Source organism: Streptomyces adustus, assembly GCF_009377175.1.
In the GTDB taxonomy this organism is placed as follows: domain Bacteria; phylum Actinomycetota; class Actinomycetes; order Streptomycetales; family Streptomycetaceae; genus Streptomyces; species Streptomyces adustus.
Window position 1 is genome coordinate 1 of the sequence record NZ_VJZD01000024.1, and the last position, 17770, is coordinate 17770.

Annotated in this window: 14 protein-coding genes and 1 tRNA gene; 7 read left to right on the forward strand and 8 right to left on the reverse strand. The window is 72.3% G+C overall.

What is annotated here, in order from left to right; all coding sequences use genetic code 11:
- Window positions 1-126 precede the first annotated feature (126 nt).
- Complete coding sequence (locus tag FNH09_RS08585) at window positions 127-2163, reverse strand: MDR family MFS transporter (RefSeq protein ID WP_152886161.1); 2037 nt, start codon at window positions 2161-2163, stop codon at window positions 127-129.
- 162 nt (window positions 2164-2325) lie between these two features.
- Between FNH09_RS08585 and FNH09_RS08590 the strand changes: the two genes are divergently transcribed.
- Window positions 2326-3651: a peptidoglycan-binding domain-containing protein gene (locus FNH09_RS08590; RefSeq protein WP_338017513.1), complete on the forward strand. Its 1326-nt coding sequence runs from the start codon at window positions 2326-2328 to the stop codon at window positions 3649-3651.
- A gap of 280 nt (window positions 3652-3931) precedes the next feature.
- On the opposite strand, the gene FNH09_RS08595 is transcribed toward FNH09_RS08590, so the two are convergent.
- Together FNH09_RS08595 and FNH09_RS08600 are read right to left on the reverse strand one after the other, a co-directional pair.
- Window positions 3932-4600 carry an HAD-IA family hydrolase gene (locus FNH09_RS08595; RefSeq protein ID WP_152886162.1) on the reverse strand — a complete coding sequence of 223 codons (669 nt, stop codon included), beginning with the start codon at window positions 4598-4600 and terminating at the stop codon, window positions 3932-3934.
- Between the two features lie 224 nt (window positions 4601-4824).
- Window positions 4825-5406 (reverse strand): TMEM165/GDT1 family protein, encoded by a 582-nt coding sequence (locus tag FNH09_RS08600; protein WP_152886163.1) that lies wholly within the window; start codon window positions 5404-5406, stop codon window positions 4825-4827.
- Between the two features lie 397 nt (window positions 5407-5803).
- Between FNH09_RS08600 and FNH09_RS08605 the strand changes: the two genes are divergently transcribed.
- Window positions 5804-6448: an HNH endonuclease family protein gene (locus FNH09_RS08605; RefSeq protein WP_152886164.1), complete on the forward strand. Its 645-nt coding sequence runs from the start codon at window positions 5804-5806 to the stop codon at window positions 6446-6448.
- A 419-nt stretch (window positions 6449-6867) separates the two neighbouring features.
- Window positions 6868-7485, forward strand: coding sequence for a VTT domain-containing protein (locus FNH09_RS08615; protein ID WP_162468275.1), 618 nt, complete (start codon window positions 6868-6870; stop codon window positions 7483-7485).
- Window positions 7486-7954: 469 nt separating this feature from the next.
- Here FNH09_RS08615 and FNH09_RS08620 read toward each other — a convergent pair whose 3' ends face one another.
- Window positions 7955-8185 (reverse strand): DUF2277 domain-containing protein, encoded by a 231-nt coding sequence (locus tag FNH09_RS08620; RefSeq protein ID WP_152886166.1) that lies wholly within the window; start codon window positions 8183-8185, stop codon window positions 7955-7957.
- Between the two features lie 119 nt (window positions 8186-8304).
- On the opposite strand from FNH09_RS08620, the gene FNH09_RS08625 reads away from it, so the two are divergent.
- Both FNH09_RS08625 and FNH09_RS08630 read left to right on the forward strand, forming a co-directional pair.
- Window positions 8305-9207, forward strand: a complete 903-nt coding sequence (locus FNH09_RS08625; protein ID WP_152886167.1) for a ketopantoate reductase family protein — start codon at window positions 8305-8307, stop codon at window positions 9205-9207.
- 149 nt (window positions 9208-9356) lie between these two features.
- Window positions 9357-9707: a hypothetical protein gene (locus FNH09_RS08630; RefSeq protein ID WP_162468276.1), complete on the forward strand. Its 351-nt coding sequence runs from the start codon at window positions 9357-9359 to the stop codon at window positions 9705-9707.
- A 133-nt stretch (window positions 9708-9840) separates the two neighbouring features.
- Here the strand turns inward: FNH09_RS08630 and FNH09_RS08635 are convergent.
- Window positions 9841-9912, reverse strand: a tRNA-Val gene (locus tag FNH09_RS08635).
- A gap of 220 nt (window positions 9913-10132) precedes the next feature.
- Here FNH09_RS08635 and FNH09_RS08640 point away from each other — a divergent pair.
- Entirely contained in the window at window positions 10133-11524 is a 1392-nt protein-coding gene (locus tag FNH09_RS08640) for a coiled-coil domain-containing protein (protein WP_162468277.1), read from the forward strand.
- A 100-nt stretch (window positions 11525-11624) separates the two neighbouring features.
- On the opposite strand, the gene FNH09_RS08645 is transcribed toward FNH09_RS08640, so the two are convergent.
- The 3 genes from FNH09_RS08645 to FNH09_RS08655 all read right to left on the reverse strand — a co-directional run bounded on the left by FNH09_RS08645 (window position 11625) and on the right by FNH09_RS08655 (window position 16611).
- Window positions 11625-12932, reverse strand: coding sequence for an amidase domain-containing protein (locus tag FNH09_RS08645; protein WP_162468278.1), 1308 nt, complete (start codon window positions 12930-12932; stop codon window positions 11625-11627).
- Between the two features lie 159 nt (window positions 12933-13091).
- Window positions 13092-14360, reverse strand: coding sequence for a polysaccharide deacetylase family protein (locus FNH09_RS08650; RefSeq protein WP_152886168.1), 1269 nt, complete (start codon window positions 14358-14360; stop codon window positions 13092-13094).
- Between the two features lie 49 nt (window positions 14361-14409).
- Window positions 14410-16611, reverse strand: coding sequence for a transglycosylase domain-containing protein (locus tag FNH09_RS08655; RefSeq protein WP_152886200.1), 2202 nt, complete (start codon window positions 16609-16611; stop codon window positions 14410-14412).
- 674 nt (window positions 16612-17285) lie between these two features.
- Between FNH09_RS08655 and FNH09_RS08660 the strand changes: the two genes are divergently transcribed.
- Window positions 17286-17507: an FmdB family zinc ribbon protein gene (locus FNH09_RS08660; RefSeq protein WP_152886169.1), complete on the forward strand. Its 222-nt coding sequence runs from the start codon at window positions 17286-17288 to the stop codon at window positions 17505-17507.
- Window positions 17508-17770 lie beyond the last annotated feature (263 nt).

Genomic DNA, 17770 nt, shown 5'->3' on the forward strand with positions numbered 1-17770 from the left:
GGGCCGGGGGCTCAGCTGACGCCGGAGGACGCCCCGCGGGCGCCGGGGGCGCGCCGGAAGCGGCCGGGGCGCACCGGAAGGGCCCGGGGCACCGGAAGGGCCCGGGGCACCGGAAGGGGCCGGGGCTTACTTGACGCGGGGGGACGCCCCGGTGTGCGGCTGTTCCTGGTCCGAGCCGCACAGTTCGTCGTTGAGCTCCTTGACCAGCTGGATCAGGTCGGTGGGCCGGTCGGGCCCCCACCAGTCGCCGAGCAGCTCGGCCAGCGACTCCTCGCGGGCCTTCGCCAGCCGGTCGGCGACCTCGCGCCCCTGCGCGGTCAGGCTGAGGTCGAGGCCCTCGCGTACGGCCAGACGGCGCTCCTCCGTCTGCCGGGCGGCGTCGATGACGACCGTCATCGGGATCGAGGTGCGCTCGGCGAGCACGCCCGGCTCGACCGAGCCGTATTTCTTCATCCGCAGCAGCAGCCAGCTCGCGGCGGGCAGCAGGTCGTAGCCCGCCCGCTCGGTGATCTTCCGGTAGATCTCGTGCCGTCCCTCGCGCGTGCCGAGCGTGGACAGCGCCCGGCACACCTCGTCGTACGACGAACGCTCGACGGGGTTGGCGGCGAGGGTCTCCGAGAGGTCGGGCGCCGTGACCGAGCCGCGCAGCGGGTCCTCCTTCAGGAACCAGGCCAGGACGAAGCCGAGGAGCGCGACGGGAGCCGCGTAGAGGAAGACGTCGGTGATGGAGGACGCGAAGGCGTGCAGGGCGGCCGGGCGCAGCGGGGCCGGCAGGGCGGCTATGCCGCGCGGATCGGCCTGCAACGAGTTCGCCGAGAGGCCGGGCGGCAGATGCGCGCCGCGGAACGCGTCGGCCAGTTTGTCGGCCAGCCGGCCGGCGAAGATCGAACCGAAGATGGCGACGCCGAAGGAGGCGCCGATGGAGCGGAAGAAGGTGGCGCCGGAGGTGGCGACGCCGAGATCCTCGTAGGGCACGGCGTTCTGCACGATGAGGACCAGGACCTGCATGACCAGGCCGAGTCCCAGGCCGAAGACGAAGAAGTAGACGCTCATCTCGGCGGTGGAGCTGTTCTCGTCCAGCTGGTGCAGCAGGAGCAGGCCGATGGTGGTGACGCCGGTGCCCGCGACCGGGAACACCTTCCAGCGGCCGGTGCGGCTGACGATCTGCCCGGAGAGCGTCGAGGACAGCAGCATGCCGATCACCATCGGCAGCATGTAGAGGCCGGAGACGGTCGGGGAGATGTGGTGGACGACCTGGAGGAAGGTCGGCAGGTAGGTCATCGCGCCGAACATGGCGAAGCCGACGATGAAGCTGATGACGGCGGCGAGCGTGAAGGTGCGGATGCCGAAGAGTTTGAGCGGGAGCACCGGTTCGGCCGCCCGCCGCTCGACCAGTACGAACGCCACCGCCAGGACCACGCCCACCACCAGGAGGCCGATGATCTGCGGCGAGGCCCACGCCCAGGTCGTGCCGCCGAGCGAGGCGACCAGCACCAGACAGGTGGCGACGGTGGCGATCAGGAAGGTGCCGAGGTAGTCGATGACGTGCGGGGTGGACCTGCGCGGGATGTGCAGGACGGTCGCGATCACCGCGAGCGCGACGACGCCGACCGGCAGGTTGACGTAGAAGACCCAGCGCCAGCTCAGATGCTCGGTGAACAGCCCGCCCAGCAGCGGGCCGAGCACACTGGTCGCGCCGAAGACCGCGCCGAACAGGCCCTGGTAGCGGCCGCGGTCCCGGGGCGGGACGATGTCGCCCACGATCGCCATCGACAGCACCATCAACCCGCCGCCGCCCAGGCCCTGGAGCGCGCGGAAGCCGATCAGCTCCGGCATGTTCTGCGCCATGCCGCACAGCGCCGAGCCGACCAGGAAGATCACGATCGCGGTCTGGAACAGCCGTTTGCGCCCGTACTGGTCGCCCAGTTTCCCCCACAGCGGGGTCGCGGCGGTGGAGGCCAGCAGATACGCCGTGACCACCCAGGACAGGTGTTCCAGGCCGCCCAGATCGCTGACGATGGTGGGCAGCGCCGTCGACACGATGGTCTGGTCGAGGGCGGCGAGGAACATGCCGAGCAGCAGGGCGCCGATCGATACGAGGATGTTGCCGGACACGTGCTGCTGCGCCGCGTCCCCCGTCCTGGCGTGCTCGTCCACGGCCATGGAGACCTCCTGAGCCAATCGTGACCTTTCCATCGTGGTGGGTCTGACCGTTTATGGCCTGTTGAGCCCTTCCGGAATCTCGCATTCCGGGGGGCGTCCGGTCAGCGGCCGTGTGAAGGATCTGCATAATCTCTGGAGTTCGCATGGGGAGGGAACGAACACGTGGACGATCGTGGGACCGAGGGCGCGGCCGGCCCGTACCAGGGTGGGCACGGAGGCGGGCGATGGTGCCCGTGGTGCGGCGAGCCGCGGGCCGCGGACAACACCCCGTCGTGCCTGTGCGCCCGGCAGCCGGGCGAACACGTGGACGAACGTGAGACCGACGGCGCGGCCGGCCCGTACCAGGGCGGGCACGGAGGCGGGCGATGGTGCCCGTGGTGCGGCGAGCCGCGGGCCGCGGACAACACCCCGTCCTGCCTGTGCGCCAGGCAGCCGGGCGACGCGCCGCACGACGCGCGAGCGACGGAGGCTGCCGCGGCGGAGGGCTTCGACCCGCCGACGCGAATACGGCCGTACGTCGAACCGGAGGACGGCCTGGCCGACCTCGGCCGGCACTCCGCCCACCCCGAAGGGTCAGGACCGAGCGAGCTGACCGGGCAGGCCGGGCAACCCGCGGCGGCACCGGACGACTCGGTGCGGAAGCCCGCGACCGTGCCGCCGGCCGGCGCGGACGTCACCACCACCCTGCGCCGGGTCAAGGCGGCCCGGGGGCTGCCCACGCCCCTCGCACCGTCGCCGGGCGCGCCGGACGCCGACGATCTGAGCCTGTTCGAGGGGGCCGAGGGGGCGCAGCGGGAGCCGCGGGCGGGAGCGTCCGCGTTCGACGTGACGTACGACACCCGGTACGACACCCCCGGGCCGCGGGCCGGGCGCCGTCGCCGCGCCGTACTACTCGGGGCGGGTGCGGTCGTGGCGGTGGCGGCGGCGGCCGGTCTCACCGGCGGGCTGTTCTCCTCCGACACGCCCACGCAGGAGGCCGCGGCCTCGGCCGACGTGCAGGTGGCCGCGCCGGACGCCTCGGCCGACGGGGCCGGCGCGGACTCCGCCGACGCGACCGCGGACTCCGCGCAGCCGTCGACGTCCGCCTCGCCGTCCGCGTCGTCGTCGCCGAGCGAGAGCGCCTCGGCGTCGCCGTCGGAGTCGGAGTCGAAATCCGCGCCCAGCGCCTCCCCCTCGCCGTCCCGCCCGGCCGAGCCGACCGCGACCGCGACGAGCACCGGCACGACGGCCTCCCCGGGGCCCGGGGGCGGCGGTCAGAGCGCGGCCCCGGTCCTGCGCCTCGGCGACCGCGGCCCGGAGGTGGCCGAACTACAGCAGCGGCTGGAGCAGCTGCGCCTCTACAACGGCAGAATCGACGGCCGGTTCACCAACCGTGTCGACTACGCCCTGCGCACCTACCAGTGGGCCAGGGGTGTGCGCACCGACGCGCCGGGCGTGTACGGCGCGGAGACCCGGGCGATGCTGGAGGCGGAGACCTCGCAGCCGTGATCGGACGCCCACGGCCGTGATCGGACGCCCGCGGGCGCGCAGGGTCGCGCTCGCGGGTGCTCGGCGTCAGGTCCGCGCAGGTGCGACCGCACGGGAGCGAGCACATGGCGACGCCCGCGCGGGCCCGTGACCGGCGCCTGTGGGCCCGTACGCGCGGCGACAGGCGCTCCCGGTGCCGCGGGGTGGTTCATGGCCCGGCGCGGCGCCCACAGGCGCCACGGCGGACGGGGCGCGGCGTCGCGCCTGCCGGAGGCTCACGGCGGGCGGCGCGGGCCGTCCGCTAGCCGATGTGCAGCCGCACCGTTCCGTCGCCCGTCGGTTCCACCCGTACCTGCGTGAGGTCCTGTACGACCACGTCGGGCGCGTGCAGCCCGGCCCTCGGTCCGACGCCCACGACCTGCATCCCCGCGGCGCGTCCCGCGGCGATCCCGGCGCCCGAGTCCTCGAAGACCACGCAGTCGGCGGGGGCGATCCCGAGCTCGGCGGCGCCCTTCAGGAAGCCCTCGGGGTCCGGCTTGCTCGCCCCGACGGACTCGGCGGTGATCCGGACGCCGGGCAGTGCCAGCCCGGCCGCCGCCATCCGTGCCGTGGACAGGTCCACGTCCGCCGACGTCACCAGCGCGTGCGGCACCCCGCTCAGGGCGGCGAGGAACTCCGGCGCCCCGGGCACCGGCACGACGCCGTCCATGTCGGCGGTCTCGGCGGCGAGCATCCAGGCGTTCTCCGCGTGGTTCTGCTCCATGGGCCGGTCGGGCAGCAGCAGGGCCATCGACGCGTACCCCTGTCGCCCGTGGACGACGCTCATGACCTCGTCGCCGTCCAGTCCGTGCCGGTCGGCCCAGGCGCGCCAGACGCGGTTCACGACGGCGTCCGAGTTGACGAGGGTGCCGTCCATGTCCAGCAGGAAGGCGCGGGCGGTGAGAACGGTGGGTGCGGCGGTGGCCGTCATCGGCAGACTCCAAGCGTGGGGGACAAGGCGGCCCCGCTCGCCGGTCAGGGAAAACGAGCGGGGGCCACTTTGTTTCTCTACGGTACAAAACAAATCGGGCTTCGCGCCACCGGCCCGCGCAGCGTTCACCCGATGTTCAGCCGCGCCGGGGCCGGGCCGAGCCCTGGACCGGCCCCCGGACCGGGGCCTGAGCCGGGGCCGGCCCGGGGCCCGGGCGTCGGGACTCAGCCCGCGATCGCCTCCCAGAGGCTCCACGCCCCGAGCGCCACCATCAGCAGCGCGGCGACCTTGGTGATCAGCGCCAGCGGAACCCGCTTCATCAGGGCCTTTCCGCCCACGATGCCCAGTCCGGCGACCGCCCAGAGCGCGAGCACCGCACCGAGGCCGACGGAGAGCGGGTCGTCGTAACGGGCCGCGAGGTTCGCGGTCATGATCTGGGTGAGATCACCGAACTCGGCGGCCAGGATCAGCATGAAGCCGGCTCCGGCGACCTTCCAGAACGACTGGTTCTCCGGCTTGCGGATCTCCTCCTCGCCGTCGTCCTTCTTCATCAGCAGCACCGCGGCGCCGCCCAGGAAGAGCACACCCGTCAGCGCGTGCACGATCTGCTGGGGCAGCAGCGTCAGCACACTGCCCGCCGCGACGGCGAGCACGACGTGCAGGGTGAACGCGGCGGCGACACCGGCGAAGACGTACGAGGCGCGGTAGCGGGTGCCGAGGACGAGGCCAGCGAGGGCGGTCTTGTCCGGCAGCTCGGCCAGGAAGACGATGCCGAAGACGAGTGCCGTCACGGTAAGGCTGATCAAGGTTCCTCAATCGGTCGGGCTGCCCCGCCGAGAGTGCTGCGCTCTGCTTCACGACACCTCGGCACGGCAGCACACGGGACCCGCACCGACGGGTACGGGCGTGCACTGCTTGCCGAAGGTCTCGCTGGCCGACCTCGTGATCGAGGCCTGCCTCCGGGCGCCGGCTCAGACGAGCTGAGCAGTATGTCGACGGTCCGGCGAAGAGCTACTCCCCTTCTGCTCGCACCATCGTACGCGATGCCCCGGCCGGCCCCCAGGGACGAAAGTCCCTGCCGCCCTCTTGTTGTGTCATGTTCACGTCATTAACTTCTTACCGGGCGCACACCTCCACGCAACGCGGCGCCGCGAGCATTCAGTCGCTCGCACACCAACACCCCTGCCCCCCAAGGGAGTTCGCATGTCGAAGTTCTACGCGCGTCGACGGCTGAGCATACTCGCCACGCTCACCGGGCTCATAGCCTCCGCCGGACTTTTCAACTCCCCGACCGCCTCCGCCGCCCTCCCCACCCCGGTCAGCGCCGCCACGGCCCGCACCTACCTCGCCTCGCTCACCGTGGCGACCGAGAACCGCACCGGCTACTCGCGGGACCTGTTCCCGACCTGGATCACCATCAGCGGGACCTGCAACACCCGTGAGTACATCCTCAAGCGCGACGGCTCCAACGTCACCACCGACTCCGCCTGCGTCGCCACCAGCGGCAGCTGGTACTCCGTGTACGACGGCGCCACCTGGACCGCCGCCTCCGACGTCGACATCGACCACCTCGTCCCGCTGGCCGAGGCCTGGGACTCCGGCGCGAGCGCCTGGACCACGGCCCAGCGCCAGGCCTTCGCCAACGACGTGACGCGCCCGCAGCTGCTCGCCGTCACGGACAACGTCAACCAGTCCAAGGGCGACAAGGACCCGGCCGAGTGGATGCCCCCGCTCAGCTCGTACGCCTGCACGTACGCCCGCGCCTGGGTGCAGGTGAAGTACTACTACAACCTCAAGATCGACTCCGCCGAGAAGACCAAGCTGACCTCGGTGCTCAACGGCTGCTGAGCGGGCTGCCTCCCGCCCTTCTCCGGTGTCCCGTGCGGCTCGGGACACCGGAGAAGGGCGCGGGCCTCCGCCACCCGCAACTCGCCGACGGTCCGCCCCGGTTCGGCGGCGATCTCGTTGAAGGTGCCCGCCGGATCCACGAGTTCGCCGCCGCCCCGGACCTGGATACGGGTGTCCAGGCGCCCGTCGCCCATCCGACGGGCGGCGCGGTGCCCGGTTCCTGGAATCGGGGGCGTACGTCCCCTTTGCCGGTTACAGGCATTGCGTGCCGTGCATGCCCTTATCGAAAATCCACCCGCCCCACCTGGAACTCCTGCCACAATTCCGGCGTACGCTGTATGGCTGTCATGGCCGCCCCTGCCGCACCCCCGCGACATCGCGGCGCGGTAGGGCCACGGGGGAATAGCAGGGAGTTTGCGGTGCTGGAGGTTGTGGGGGCGCTGACGGGCAGCCCATGGATATACGCCATGGTGGCCGTATCGGTCCTCTTCGATGTGTTCGTGCCGGTACTGCCGAGCGGCGTCCTGGTGATCACGGCCGCCACGGCGGCTGCCGCGGGCTCGGGCGCCGCGGTCGCCGGGGAGGTGCCCGCCCGGGTCCCCGACATCCTGTTCCTGACGCTCTCCGCCGCGACCGCCTCGGTCCTCGGCGACATGGCGGCCTACCGGCTGGCCTGGCGCGGCGGTGAACGCCTGGACCGGGCGATCGCCCGCTCGCGCCGGCTGCGCGTGGCGCAGGAGCGGCTCGGCGCGGCCCTCGCCCGGGGCGGCGGCGCCCTGGTCGTGCTGGCCCGCTTCGCCCCGGCCGGCCGCTCGGTCGTCTCGCTGGGGGCGGGTGCCGCCCGCCGTCGCGTCCGCGACTTCCTGCCGTGGTCCGCGCTGGCCGGTATCTCCTGGGCCGTCTACAGCGTCGCGCTCGGCTACTTCGGCGCCCAGTGGCTGGGCGCCACCTGGCTGGCCACGGGCGTGTCGGTGCTGGCGCTGTTCGGGGCCGGCTCCGGAGCCGCGCTCCTGATGCGCCGCCAGCCGGCGTCGTAGGGCCCGGGCACCCGGATCCCGCGCCGGATCCGACGCGTTCTCGCGCCCGTCCCGATCGCGCGTCCGACACGCACACGGGCCGGGCGCACGCACGCGCCCGGCACCCGCACGCGCCCGACGCACGCGCGGGCCGACTCGGGCACGCACACGCCCCGAGCACCCGCGCGGGACACACCCGGGTCCGGCGCAGGCACGGGTCCGGCACCCACACGCGCCCGGCGCACGCGCGGGCCGACTCGGGCACACACACGCCCCGAGCACCCGCGCGGGACACACCCGGGTCCAGCGCACGCACGCGTCCGGCACCCACACGCGTCCGGCGCACGCACGCGCCCGGCACACACGGATGCGCCCAGCGCACGCACGGGCCCAACAGCGCGCCCCGGTCCGTCCGGCCGCCCCGCACCCGGTCCGCCCGGCCACCCCACACCCGGCCCAGCCGCCGGGACCCGCCCCGGTTCCGCGGTGCTCAGCCCGCCTGCCGGGCCGTCCGGCCGCGGACCTCCAGGTCGTCGAGGAGTTCCGCGGTGGCCCGGGCGACGGCCTCCACTGCGCGGTCGAACACCTCCTGGTTGTGGGCGGCGGGCGCGCGGAACCCGGAGACCTTGCGCACGTACTGGAGGGCGGCGGCACGGATCTCCTCCTCCGTGGCCTCCTCGGGCAGCGCGGGCGGACGGAGCGTCTTGATGCTGCGGCACATGACTCCAGTGTGGCCCCCCGCTCGCGGGCCCCGCAGCAAGTCGCCGCGACGACCGCTGCGATGATCCTCGGCGAGGCGGCCACCGTGACGGGGCCGACCGACGAGAGGAGCCATCCATCATGGCGAACGACGAACTCACCGTGGCCGTCCTGGGCCCGGGCGGCGTGGGCGGCCTGCTGGCCGCGCTGCTGGCCCGCGCCGGGCACCGGGTGATCTGTCTGGCGGGCGACGAGACGGCCCGTACCCTGCGTACCGACGGGATCCGCGTCCGCAGCGGGCTGTACGGCGACTTCACGGCCCGGGTCGAAGCGGCCGCGGAGCTGCACGAGCCGGTCGACGCCTGCCTGATCGCCGTCAAGCACACCGCGCTCGACGCGGCCCTGACCCGGATCGCGCCCCCGGCCCTCGGCGACGCCCTCCTCGTACCGTTCCTGAACGGCGTGGAGCACCCGGCGGCCCTGCGCGCGCACCACCGCCCCGACCGGGTGGCGCCCGCCGTCATCCGCGTCGAGTCGACCCGGGTCGCGCCCGGGGTGATCGAACACGACAGCCCGTTCGCCGAGGTCGACCTGACCGGCGACCCGGTCCCGCGGGCCCGCCTGGACCGGCTCGCCGAGGCCTTCGCGGCCGCCGGACCGGTCACCCGCGTACTGCCCGACGAGGCGGCCGCGCTGTGGGCGAAGATGTCGTTCCTCGCCCCCCTCGCCCTGCTCACCACCCGGTACGGGCTTCCCCTGGGCGACATCCGTACCGGGCACCGCGAGGAGCTGGCGGCCCTGGTGGCGGAGACGGCCGCGGTGAGCCGGGCCTGCGGCGGCCCGTCCGACCCGGCCGCGGCACTGGCCCGCTACGACGCCTTCCCGGCGCGGACCAGATCGTCGATGCAGCGCGACGCCGAAGCGGGCCGTCCGCTCGAACTGGACGCGATCGGCGGGGCGTTGCTGCGGGCGGCCGGACGGCACGGCATTTCCGCACCCGTGGCGACCCGGCTGGTGGGGCAGCTGGCGGACGCCGGGCACTGACCGCGGAAGCCACCGAGGCCCCGCGGCGGGTTCCGCGGGGCCTCGGTGGCGCACCCCCCACTTAACCGAACACGTGTTCGGCACACTCGTTCGTATGAACCCCCGGAAGGAACTCGCACCGCAAAATCGAACAGGCGTAGCATTGCCGCGTGGCTACGACCTATGACTTCCCCAGTGACCTCCGCGCCGGCCAGGAGGAGCTGCATCAGGTCCGGGCCGAGCTGTCGGCCCTGCTGAAGCGGCTCCCCTGGTCGGTCGAGCCGCTGGACGGCTTCAGCGACCACAACGGCTGGCGCAAGGTGGAGCGCCCCGCTTCCCCGGGCTGGACGGCGGACGAACAGGCCGAGGTGGAGAAGCTGCGGCAGCGGGAGCACGAGCTCGCGGTGTTCGTCACCTGTCACCGGTTCTGGGCCGAGATCGCGGCCGGGGACCGGATGGAGGCACGCACCCGGCTCAAGCACGCCCACGGGACCACGCCCGCGGACGACACCGCCCCCTGACGGTCCCCGCCACCGGAACACGCTACGGCGCCGGCCCCCGCGAAGCCGACGGGACACGCGGGCGCCGGAACACACGAGAGGCCCCTGCGGACTCCGCGGGGGCCTCTCGCACCGGCACTTCGGCCGGTCCCGGTGGGCGCGGACGGTTTCGAACCGCCGACATCCTGCTTGTAAGGCAGGCGCTCTACCCCTGAGCTACGCACCCAGGACGAGTCGACAGCCTACATTGCCGGGGGCGCTGTCCGGCAAACGCATATCGCGGGAACCTGCGGGTCCGGGGGCCGCCGTCGCCCGGTGGCGGACCGGCACGCGCCGGCCGGGAGGAAAGTCGCGGCCCGTACCGTGAACCGACCGGCCGGTGTGTTCGTCCTCCACCGGTGGGAGAATGACACCGGGCAGGGCGGACCACAGCACGGGAGAGGGATGTGACGGCGACACCAGGACAGCCGTACTCGCCGTCGGTGCCGGGGGCACCCCGTCCCGCGCGCCGCGCACTGCGGGGCGTGCGGGACACCCTGACGCTGATGGGCCTGCCGCTCGTCGTCGCCCTGGCGCTGCCCGCCGCGTTCGCCGGGGGCGGCACCCGGCGCTGGTTCGGCGGGCGGGCGGAGAGCCAGCGCGCCGAGGCGCAGGCCGCGAAGGACGCCGCCGCGTCCGCGTTCTACGAACTGGACACCGCCCAGCGCGATCTGCGCATCTCCATCGAGACGATCACGGCCGTCGACGGCAGCCCCGCGGCCCGGCGCGCCGTCGCCGACTTCGAGGCGCTCGGCAGGCGGATCGACGAGGTCAGTCAGCAGTACATCAACACCGTCGACGCGCACGACCTCGACCGGGACGACCTGGAGGCGTCGGCAGCCGTCCGCGCCCGTACCGAACTCACCCGGGCCAAGGACGAACTGGACCGGGTCAAGCGGGAGCTGGACCGGTTCACGGACGGGCTCGGCCCGCTGCTCGGCAAGGCCGAGACCCAGCTGGCCCGGCTCGCGCCCGCCGTCGAGCGGGCCCGCCAGGCCCTGCTGGCCGCCTCGAACGCCCTCGACGGCGCCCGCGCGGCCGGGCTGCGGGCGGACGACCTGGCCGCCCGGCTGGCCGCGCTCGGGCCGGAGCTGACCCGGCTGAACCAGGGGGCGGGACAGCACGGGGTCGCGGGGACCCTGGAGCGGGCCGAGCGGGTCTGCCGGGAGGCCGAGGCGATCCGCGCGGAGGCCGGGCGGCTGCCGGAGAAGGCCGCCGAGATCGACCACCGGCTGGTGTCGCTGCGTACCCGGGCCCAGGCCCTGACCACCCGTGCCGAGCAGGTCGACCCGGTCCTCAGCGAGCTGCGGCGGCGGTTCACGGCCGCCTGCTGGCAGGACCTCCAGGGAGTGCCGGAACAGGCCGCGCAGAACGTACGGCAGGCCGAGGCGAAGCTGACGGAGGCGCAGGCCGCGCGGGAGGCGCAGCGCTGGCCCGAGGCCACGGCGCTGCTGTCCACGGCGCGGGCGCTGCTGAACACCACCGACGAGGCGGTGTCGGCCGCGGGTGACCGGCTGACCCGGCTGAACGCCGTGCAGAAGGACCCGAAGCAGGAGATCGAGCGCACCCGGTTCGCCCTGCGGGACGCCCAGCGGCTGGCCATGTCGGGGCGTACGACGCCGGATCCGCGGGACGCGCGGCCGCTGGACGAGGCGGTGGCCCGGCTGGAGCGGGCGATCGGCACCCTGGAGGGGCGTCACCCCGACTACTGGCACTTCCTGACCGAGACGGAGGCGGTGCGGCGGTCGGCGGCCCAGGTCGTCTCGCGGATCCGCGAGGAGCGCGGCGCGGGCCACTGAGCGGCCCGGGCCGGTCCCACGCGAACGCCCGCCGTCCCGGACGGTCCGTGCGGACCGGGCGGGCGCGGCGGGCGCGGCAGGCGCGGCAGGCGCGGTCTTCTCAGGTGCGGTAGGCGTAGAACGCGGCGTTGGGGTACGACGCGACGAGGCTCGCCACCGACCGGCGGAAGGTGTTGGTGGAGTGGTACGTCACGTACGGCACGCCGTCGGGGCTGCGGTAGGTGACGATCATCGAGTGGTCCTTGGACCCGTCCTTGTCGAAGTCCATCTGGATGACATCACCGATGTCCGCCTGGTAGACGTTCGCGAGGGGGGTGACCCGCTTCGAGTTCTGCGCGAACCACGAGAACTCGTTGACACCGACGAACGAGTCCGACTGGATGTCGGCGTTGCCGAACCACTTGGTGTAGTCGTACACGTAGCCGGGGACGTGCTTCCAGCCGCCCGCCTTCAGCGACTGGCTGACGAAGTTGGTGCAGTCACCGCCGTCCCCGTGACCGTTGTAGTCCGGGTAGTCGGTGTTGTAGGTGCTCCAGTACTTCTCCGCGTACGCGGCCATGGCCTTGTAGTCGTACGTGGTTCCGGTGAAGCTCTTGGGGTTGGCGGGCGCCGGCCGGGTGGTGGCCGCGCGCGGGGCGTCCGGCGTGGTGGTGTCGGCGGTCGTCGGGGAGGCCGAGGCCTTCACCGTCGGGGACGCCGAAGCCTTGACCGTCGGGGAGGCCGAGGCCTTCACCGTCGGGGAGGCCGAAGCCTTGGCCGTCGCCTTGCCCGTCGGGGAGGGCGAGGCCTTGACCGCAGGGTTGGCGGCCGGGTTGGCCACCTGGTTGACGGCGAGGTAACCGGTGTCGGTCTCCTTGATGCCGGTCAGCTGCCAGTTGCCGTGGCTGTCCGCGGTGAACGTCAGCTCGTGGTGGGCCTGGAAGCCGGTGGTCTTCGGCTCGTTGCCGCGGACCTTGGCGTAGGTCAGGGTCGTGGTCTCGGTGACCGCGGCCTTGGCCGTGCGGCCCTTCACGTTCGTGGCGTCCAGCGTGACGGTGGTGCTGCCCTTGCTGTACTTCTCTCCGAGCTTGGCGAGCAGGTCCTTGCGCTGGTCCAGCGTGGACAGGGCCGAGTCCTGCTTGTGGGCCTGCCCGGAGGACATCCGGACGCCCCCGGAGAAGGTCTTGGTCAGCGGCTTGGCACTGTTGCCCTGCTTGCCGGTGACCAGGGCGTCCGTACGGTCGGTGAAGACCGCGTCCGCCAGCCGCTGGAAGGTCGCCTTAGTCTTGGCGTCCACCTTGGGATCGTCGACGACCGCCGCGCCGGCCATCCAGTTGGGCAGCAGCGCAGCGCCGGCGACGACCGAGACGGCGGCCGCCCCGATTATCGTGGCGCGACGGCGCGTACCTTTCAATTTCCTTGACTTCACTGATGTTTCCCCTCTAACCCGGCACTGGGGACGCCGGGAACGGCATCTTCGCACGCCGTGTGTGGCTCCTGTGAAGGGGGCTGCGGTTGAGGTTTGATTACCGCTTCAGGGCTGTCACGACGTCCGCATTTGCCGCAACTGCCTTGTCCGTCACGGCCGTCACTCCACCACCGTCGACCAGTCGGGCGACTGTCCCGGGTCCAGGCTGCGCAGGCGGTCCAGGGTCTCGGGCTTCTGTACGTCCATCCAGGCGGCCAACTCCTTGAAGGACACGCACTTGACGCCCGGTTTGGTGCACACGTTCTTGATGACCTGGTCGATGGCCTTCATGTAGATGCCGCCGTTCCAGTCCTCGAAGTGGTTGCCCACGAACAGCGGTGCCCGGCTGCCGTAGTAGACGCGGTTGAAGCCCGCCATGTACGAGTTGACGGTCTCCTGCTCCCACTCGGGGTACTTGGCCGCGTCGCCCTCGGTCTCGCCCTCGGACTGGTTGTAGAGGAAGTTGAAGTCCATGGACAGGCCCTGGTACTTGCCGCCCTCGTACGGGAGCATCTGGAGCGGGAAGTCCCAGATGCCGTCCTTCTTCCTGGGCCATATCTGGAAGTCGCCGGCCGAACTGGCGTCGTAGGCCCACTTGTAGCTCTTGATGGCCTTCAGCAGGTTCGCCTGGCCCTCCAGGCAGGGGGCGCGGCCGCCGGTCACCTCCTTCTTGAAGTCGAAGGGCAGCGGGGGGATGTCGCTGAAGCCGGTGTTGGTCTTCCAGTGCTCCACGAAGTCGTAGAACTGGTCGATCTCGCTCTTCCACTCATCGACGCTCCAGTCGCCGCCGCCCTTGGTGCCGCAGAAGTGCCCGTTGAAGTGGGTGCCGATCTCGTTGCCGTCCTTCCAGGCCTCGCCGAGCTGCTCCAGCGTGGTGCGGATGTGCTCGTCCGTGGCGTAGCTGATCGCGGCCGAACCCCGCGGGTGCTGCGGCGGGTTGTAGAGGTCGCTCTTGCTCTTGGGCAGCAGGTAGATGCCCGTGAGGAAGAACGTCATGTGGGCGTTGTACTCCTTGGCCAGCTCCCGGTAGTGCGAGAAGAGCTCGTCGTCGCCCTGGAGGGCGCCGTCCCAGGAGAAGACGACGAACTGGGGCGGCTTCTCGCCCTTCTTGAGCGGTACGGGCTTCAACTCGCCCTGCTGCGGCCCGGTGTAGGAGGTGGATCCGTCCCCGAGCACCTTGGTCTTGCCGTCCCAGGGCGTCTTCTTCGCCTTGGGGACCGTCTGCTTGCCCGCGGACGCCGTCGGGGCGGTGCTGTCGGAACGGGTCAGGACCAGGTAGCCCGCGACCAGGGACGCCGCGACCAGGAGGACCGCCAGGGTGAGGAACCCGGGCCGGGTGGTGCGGAGCGGGGCACGGCCTGCGCGGCGGCGGCCGGAGGGTGACTTCATGCGCGGCTCATTCTCCGTGGGGGGTGGATGGTGAGTACCCGGGGCCGGGTCAGCCGAGCGGGCTCATGGCGCCCGACCAGATGTCGTACGGGACGCTGTCGGCGGGCGTGCCCGCGATCCCCTCCAGGGGCAGCGGTTCGAGGCTCTTGGCCAGATCGATGCGGTAGACCACCACCGCCGTCGACACGGACCGGACCGTGCCCACGTACCACAGGGCCGTGTCGTCCTGGGTGGTGCCGATCTTCCCCGTCACCTCCGCCGAGGCGGAGGCGGCACCGGGGTGCGCGGTGCGGAACGCGTCCGAGAGCGCGGAGCGGACCTCCTCGGCCACCTTCACCCGCACCGCGCGCCGCGACTCGGGCTTCTTCAGCACGACCTTGGACCCGTTGCGGGTGATCCGGCTCACCGAGTACGGCTCGGCGTGCCGGCCGGCGTCGGCGAACGTCCCGTACGCGCTCGCCATCCGGATCGCGCTGGGCGTGGAGTTGCCCAGGGACAGCGCGGGCACCTGGGCGCCGAAGCTGGAGGACAGCAGCCCGGAGGCCTCCGCGGTGGCGCGCACCGTGTCGAGGCCGGTGTCCATGCCGAGCTGCATGAACGGGGTGTTGACGGAGTCGGCGAGCGCCCGGTGCAGACTGATCCGCCCGTAGGACTTCTCGCCGTCGTTGCGGGCGGCGACCTTCTTGCCGCTGCGGTCCCAGTAGGGGCCCTCCGGGGTGGTGACGGGCACGTTGTCGTCGCCGTTGTAGAGCGCGTCGCCGGTGATCGGGGTGGCGGGGGTGTCGCGGGCGGTGCGGACGCCGTGCTCGAGTCCGGCGGCGTAGACGAACGGGGTGAAGGCCGAACCGGCCGGGACCGTGGTGGCGTTGGACTCGTTGTAGCCCTGGGTGCGGTGGTCGGGGCCGCCGTAGACGGCGAGGATCCGGCCGTCGGCGGCGATCGACGAGGCGCCGTAGTGGGCGGCCTTGGCGAGGTCCGCGTCCTTCCGCTTCGCCTGCTTGCGGGCCTTGGCGACGGCGTTGGTCAGCGCCGTCTCCCGCTTGCGGTCGAACGTCGTGTAGATCTGGTAGCCGCCGAGGTCGAAGTCCTTGTCCGAGATGCCTGCGGCCTTCTTGGCGTACTGCTGGGCCAGTTCCACCAGATAGTCGCTCTGGCTTCCGGTGTAGAAGGTCTTCGACTGCTTCAGCGGCTCGGGGAAGGTCTTGTACTTGGCCCGCTCGGCGGGGGACAGCTTGCCGAGGTCCACCATGCGGTCGAGGATCCAGCCCCAGCGCTCCACCGCGCGGGCGTGGTTGGCCTTGCTCAGGGACGGGTCGAACAGACCGGCGCCCTTGAGCAGGGAGGCGAGGAAGGCGGCCTGGCTGACGTTCAGTTCACCGACGTCCTTGCCGTAGTAGGCCTGGGAGGCGCGCTGGATGCCGTAGGTGCCGCGGCCGAACCAGCTGGTATTGAGGTAGCCCTCCAGGATCTTGTCCTTGCTCATCCGGTTGTCGAGCTTGAGGGAGATCATCGCTTCGGTGAACTTGCGACTGATGGTCTGATTTTGGGTCAGATAGACGTTCTTGACGTATTGTTGGGTGATGGTGGAGCCACCCTGGGTGTCGCCCGAGCCGACCGTGCGGTACAGGGCGCGCCCGATGCCGGAGACGGATATGCCCGGGTCGGAGTAGAAGCTGGCGTTCTCGGCCGCCAGCACGGCCCAGCGGACGTCCTCGGGTATGTCCTTCAGGGGCATGTCCTGCCGCTGCACCCAGCCGGTGCGGGCCATGGGCGTGCCGTCGGACCAGAAGAAGACGTTGTCCTGCTGGGTGGCGTAGGAGTTGAGGTTCTGCGGGATGTCGGTGGCCGCGTACGCGACGACCAGGAACGCGCCGGTCAGGCCGATGGCCGAGAAGAAGGCGCCTATCCACTGCCGCCAGGAGGGTATCCAGCGGCGCCAGTCGGTGCGGCCGGGGCGCGGATACTGCGGCCTGAGCTTGCGGGCGTACGGCTCCAGCCTTCGTATATAAGGAGAAAGACGCTCCGTCAGGGGAGCGAGACGCGCGGCGACGGGCGCCAGGAGACGGGCCAGCGCGGCCAGGAGCGGCGCGGCCGCCACGGCGAGGCGGCCGACCGGCGAGGTCGGTGCGGCGGGCGGGGCCGACGGGGTCGCGCGTCGGCCGGTGGAACGGGGGGGCAGCTCCGAGGGTTTGACCACCCTCAGCGCCATGGTGGCGTCGGCCGGCGGTGGCGGCTCGAACCGCAACTGCATGGTGACGTCCGACATCGGAGGCGGCGGCGCGGGCTCCGACGGCGGTACCGGCGGCGGCTCGAACCTCAACTGCATGGTGACGTCCGACAGATGGGGCTCCTGGTCATGGGCCCCGGTCGCGCCGGGCGGCACCTCCCCCTCGACACGTCGACGACGGGAACGATTCGGCACCGCGCGGCGACCGCGCGGCCGACCGTCACCCCCGTGGGCCTCCGCCCCCTGCCCTTCGTCGGTCACGACTGGGTCTCCCTCCGCACTCCGTGGTGCTCGCGCGGGTCGACACAACTACCGCCTGTTCGGCGGTTATCCCCCTGTGTCACCGGATCAGGGTCAGACCCTGCGGCTCATCGCGGCCCTGCCAAATTACCAGCGATCTTTGCGAATTCTCCGCACAAGAAACAGACAGAAGCGATCGCGCAGTAGACCAAGACCACACAATCCGGTCGAGCTCGTGAGGGCCTGTTCGACGGACCACTCCGCGGACGCGAAGTCCGGCACGTCCTCCCCCGGAGGGGGAACTCCCGGCGGGGTGGTCGTCGGTCGCCGACGCGGCCGGCGCGCCGACACCGTCCCCTACCGGACAGCCGGACGCAGCGGACCCCGCTCACCTGGACCGATACGGCATCGCCGCCTTCCTGCGACCTGATCCGCCGGACAGGCCCTAGCCTTGAGCCATGCCTCGCTACGAATACCGCTGCCGTACCTGCGGCGACACTTTCGAACTCAGCCGTCCCATGGCGGAATCGGCCGATCCGGCCGACTGCCCCGCCGGACACGCCGACACAGTGAAGTTGCTCTCAACGGTCGCGGTGGGCGGGTCGGCGGCCGCGTCCGCCCCCGCGCCCAGGGCGGGCGGGGGCGGCGGCGGTTGCTGCGGCGGCGGCTGCTGCGGCTGACGGCCGACCGGCCCGGGACCGAACCCTGCCGGCCTGGCGGACGCTGCGCGGCCCGCGCACAGCCGCGGGGACGCCGTGCAGCCCCGCGCACAGCCGCGGGAGCACTGTGCGACTCGCCCACACAGCCGCGGACGCTGCGGGCCCACGCTGAACCACGGGGACGCTGCGCCGCCCGCGCGCACAGCCGCGGGGGCGCCGTGGGCCCCCGCTGAACCGCGGAGGCCCTGTGCCCCGCCGTGCCGCGGGGACGCCGCGAGCCCGCG

Excerpts from the sequence above, each read along its gene's own strand:
- FNH09_RS08585 (WP_152886161.1), bottom strand. The coding sequence starts at position 2,163 with ATGGCCGTGGACGAGCACGCCAGGACGGGGGACGCGGCGCAGCAGCAC.
- FNH09_RS08595 (WP_152886162.1), bottom strand. The coding sequence starts at position 4,600 with ATGACGGCCACCGCCGCACCCACCGTTCTCACCGCCCGCGCCTTCCTG.
- FNH09_RS08605 (WP_152886164.1), top strand. The coding sequence starts at position 5,804 with ATGTCGAAGTTCTACGCGCGTCGACGGCTGAGCATACTCGCCACGCTC.
- FNH09_RS08620 (WP_152886166.1), bottom strand. The coding sequence starts at position 8,185 with ATGTGCCGCAGCATCAAGACGCTCCGTCCGCCCGCGCTGCCCGAGGAG.
- FNH09_RS08625 (WP_152886167.1), top strand. The coding sequence starts at position 8,305 with ATGGCGAACGACGAACTCACCGTGGCCGTCCTGGGCCCGGGCGGCGTG.
- FNH09_RS08650 (WP_152886168.1), bottom strand. The coding sequence starts at position 14,360 with ATGAAGTCACCCTCCGGCCGCCGCCGCGCAGGCCGTGCCCCGCTCCGC.
- FNH09_RS08655 (WP_152886200.1), bottom strand. The coding sequence starts at position 16,611 with ATGCAGTTGCGGTTCGAGCCGCCACCGCCGGCCGACGCCACCATGGCG.
- FNH09_RS08660 (WP_152886169.1), top strand. The coding sequence starts at position 17,286 with ATGCCTCGCTACGAATACCGCTGCCGTACCTGCGGCGACACTTTCGAA.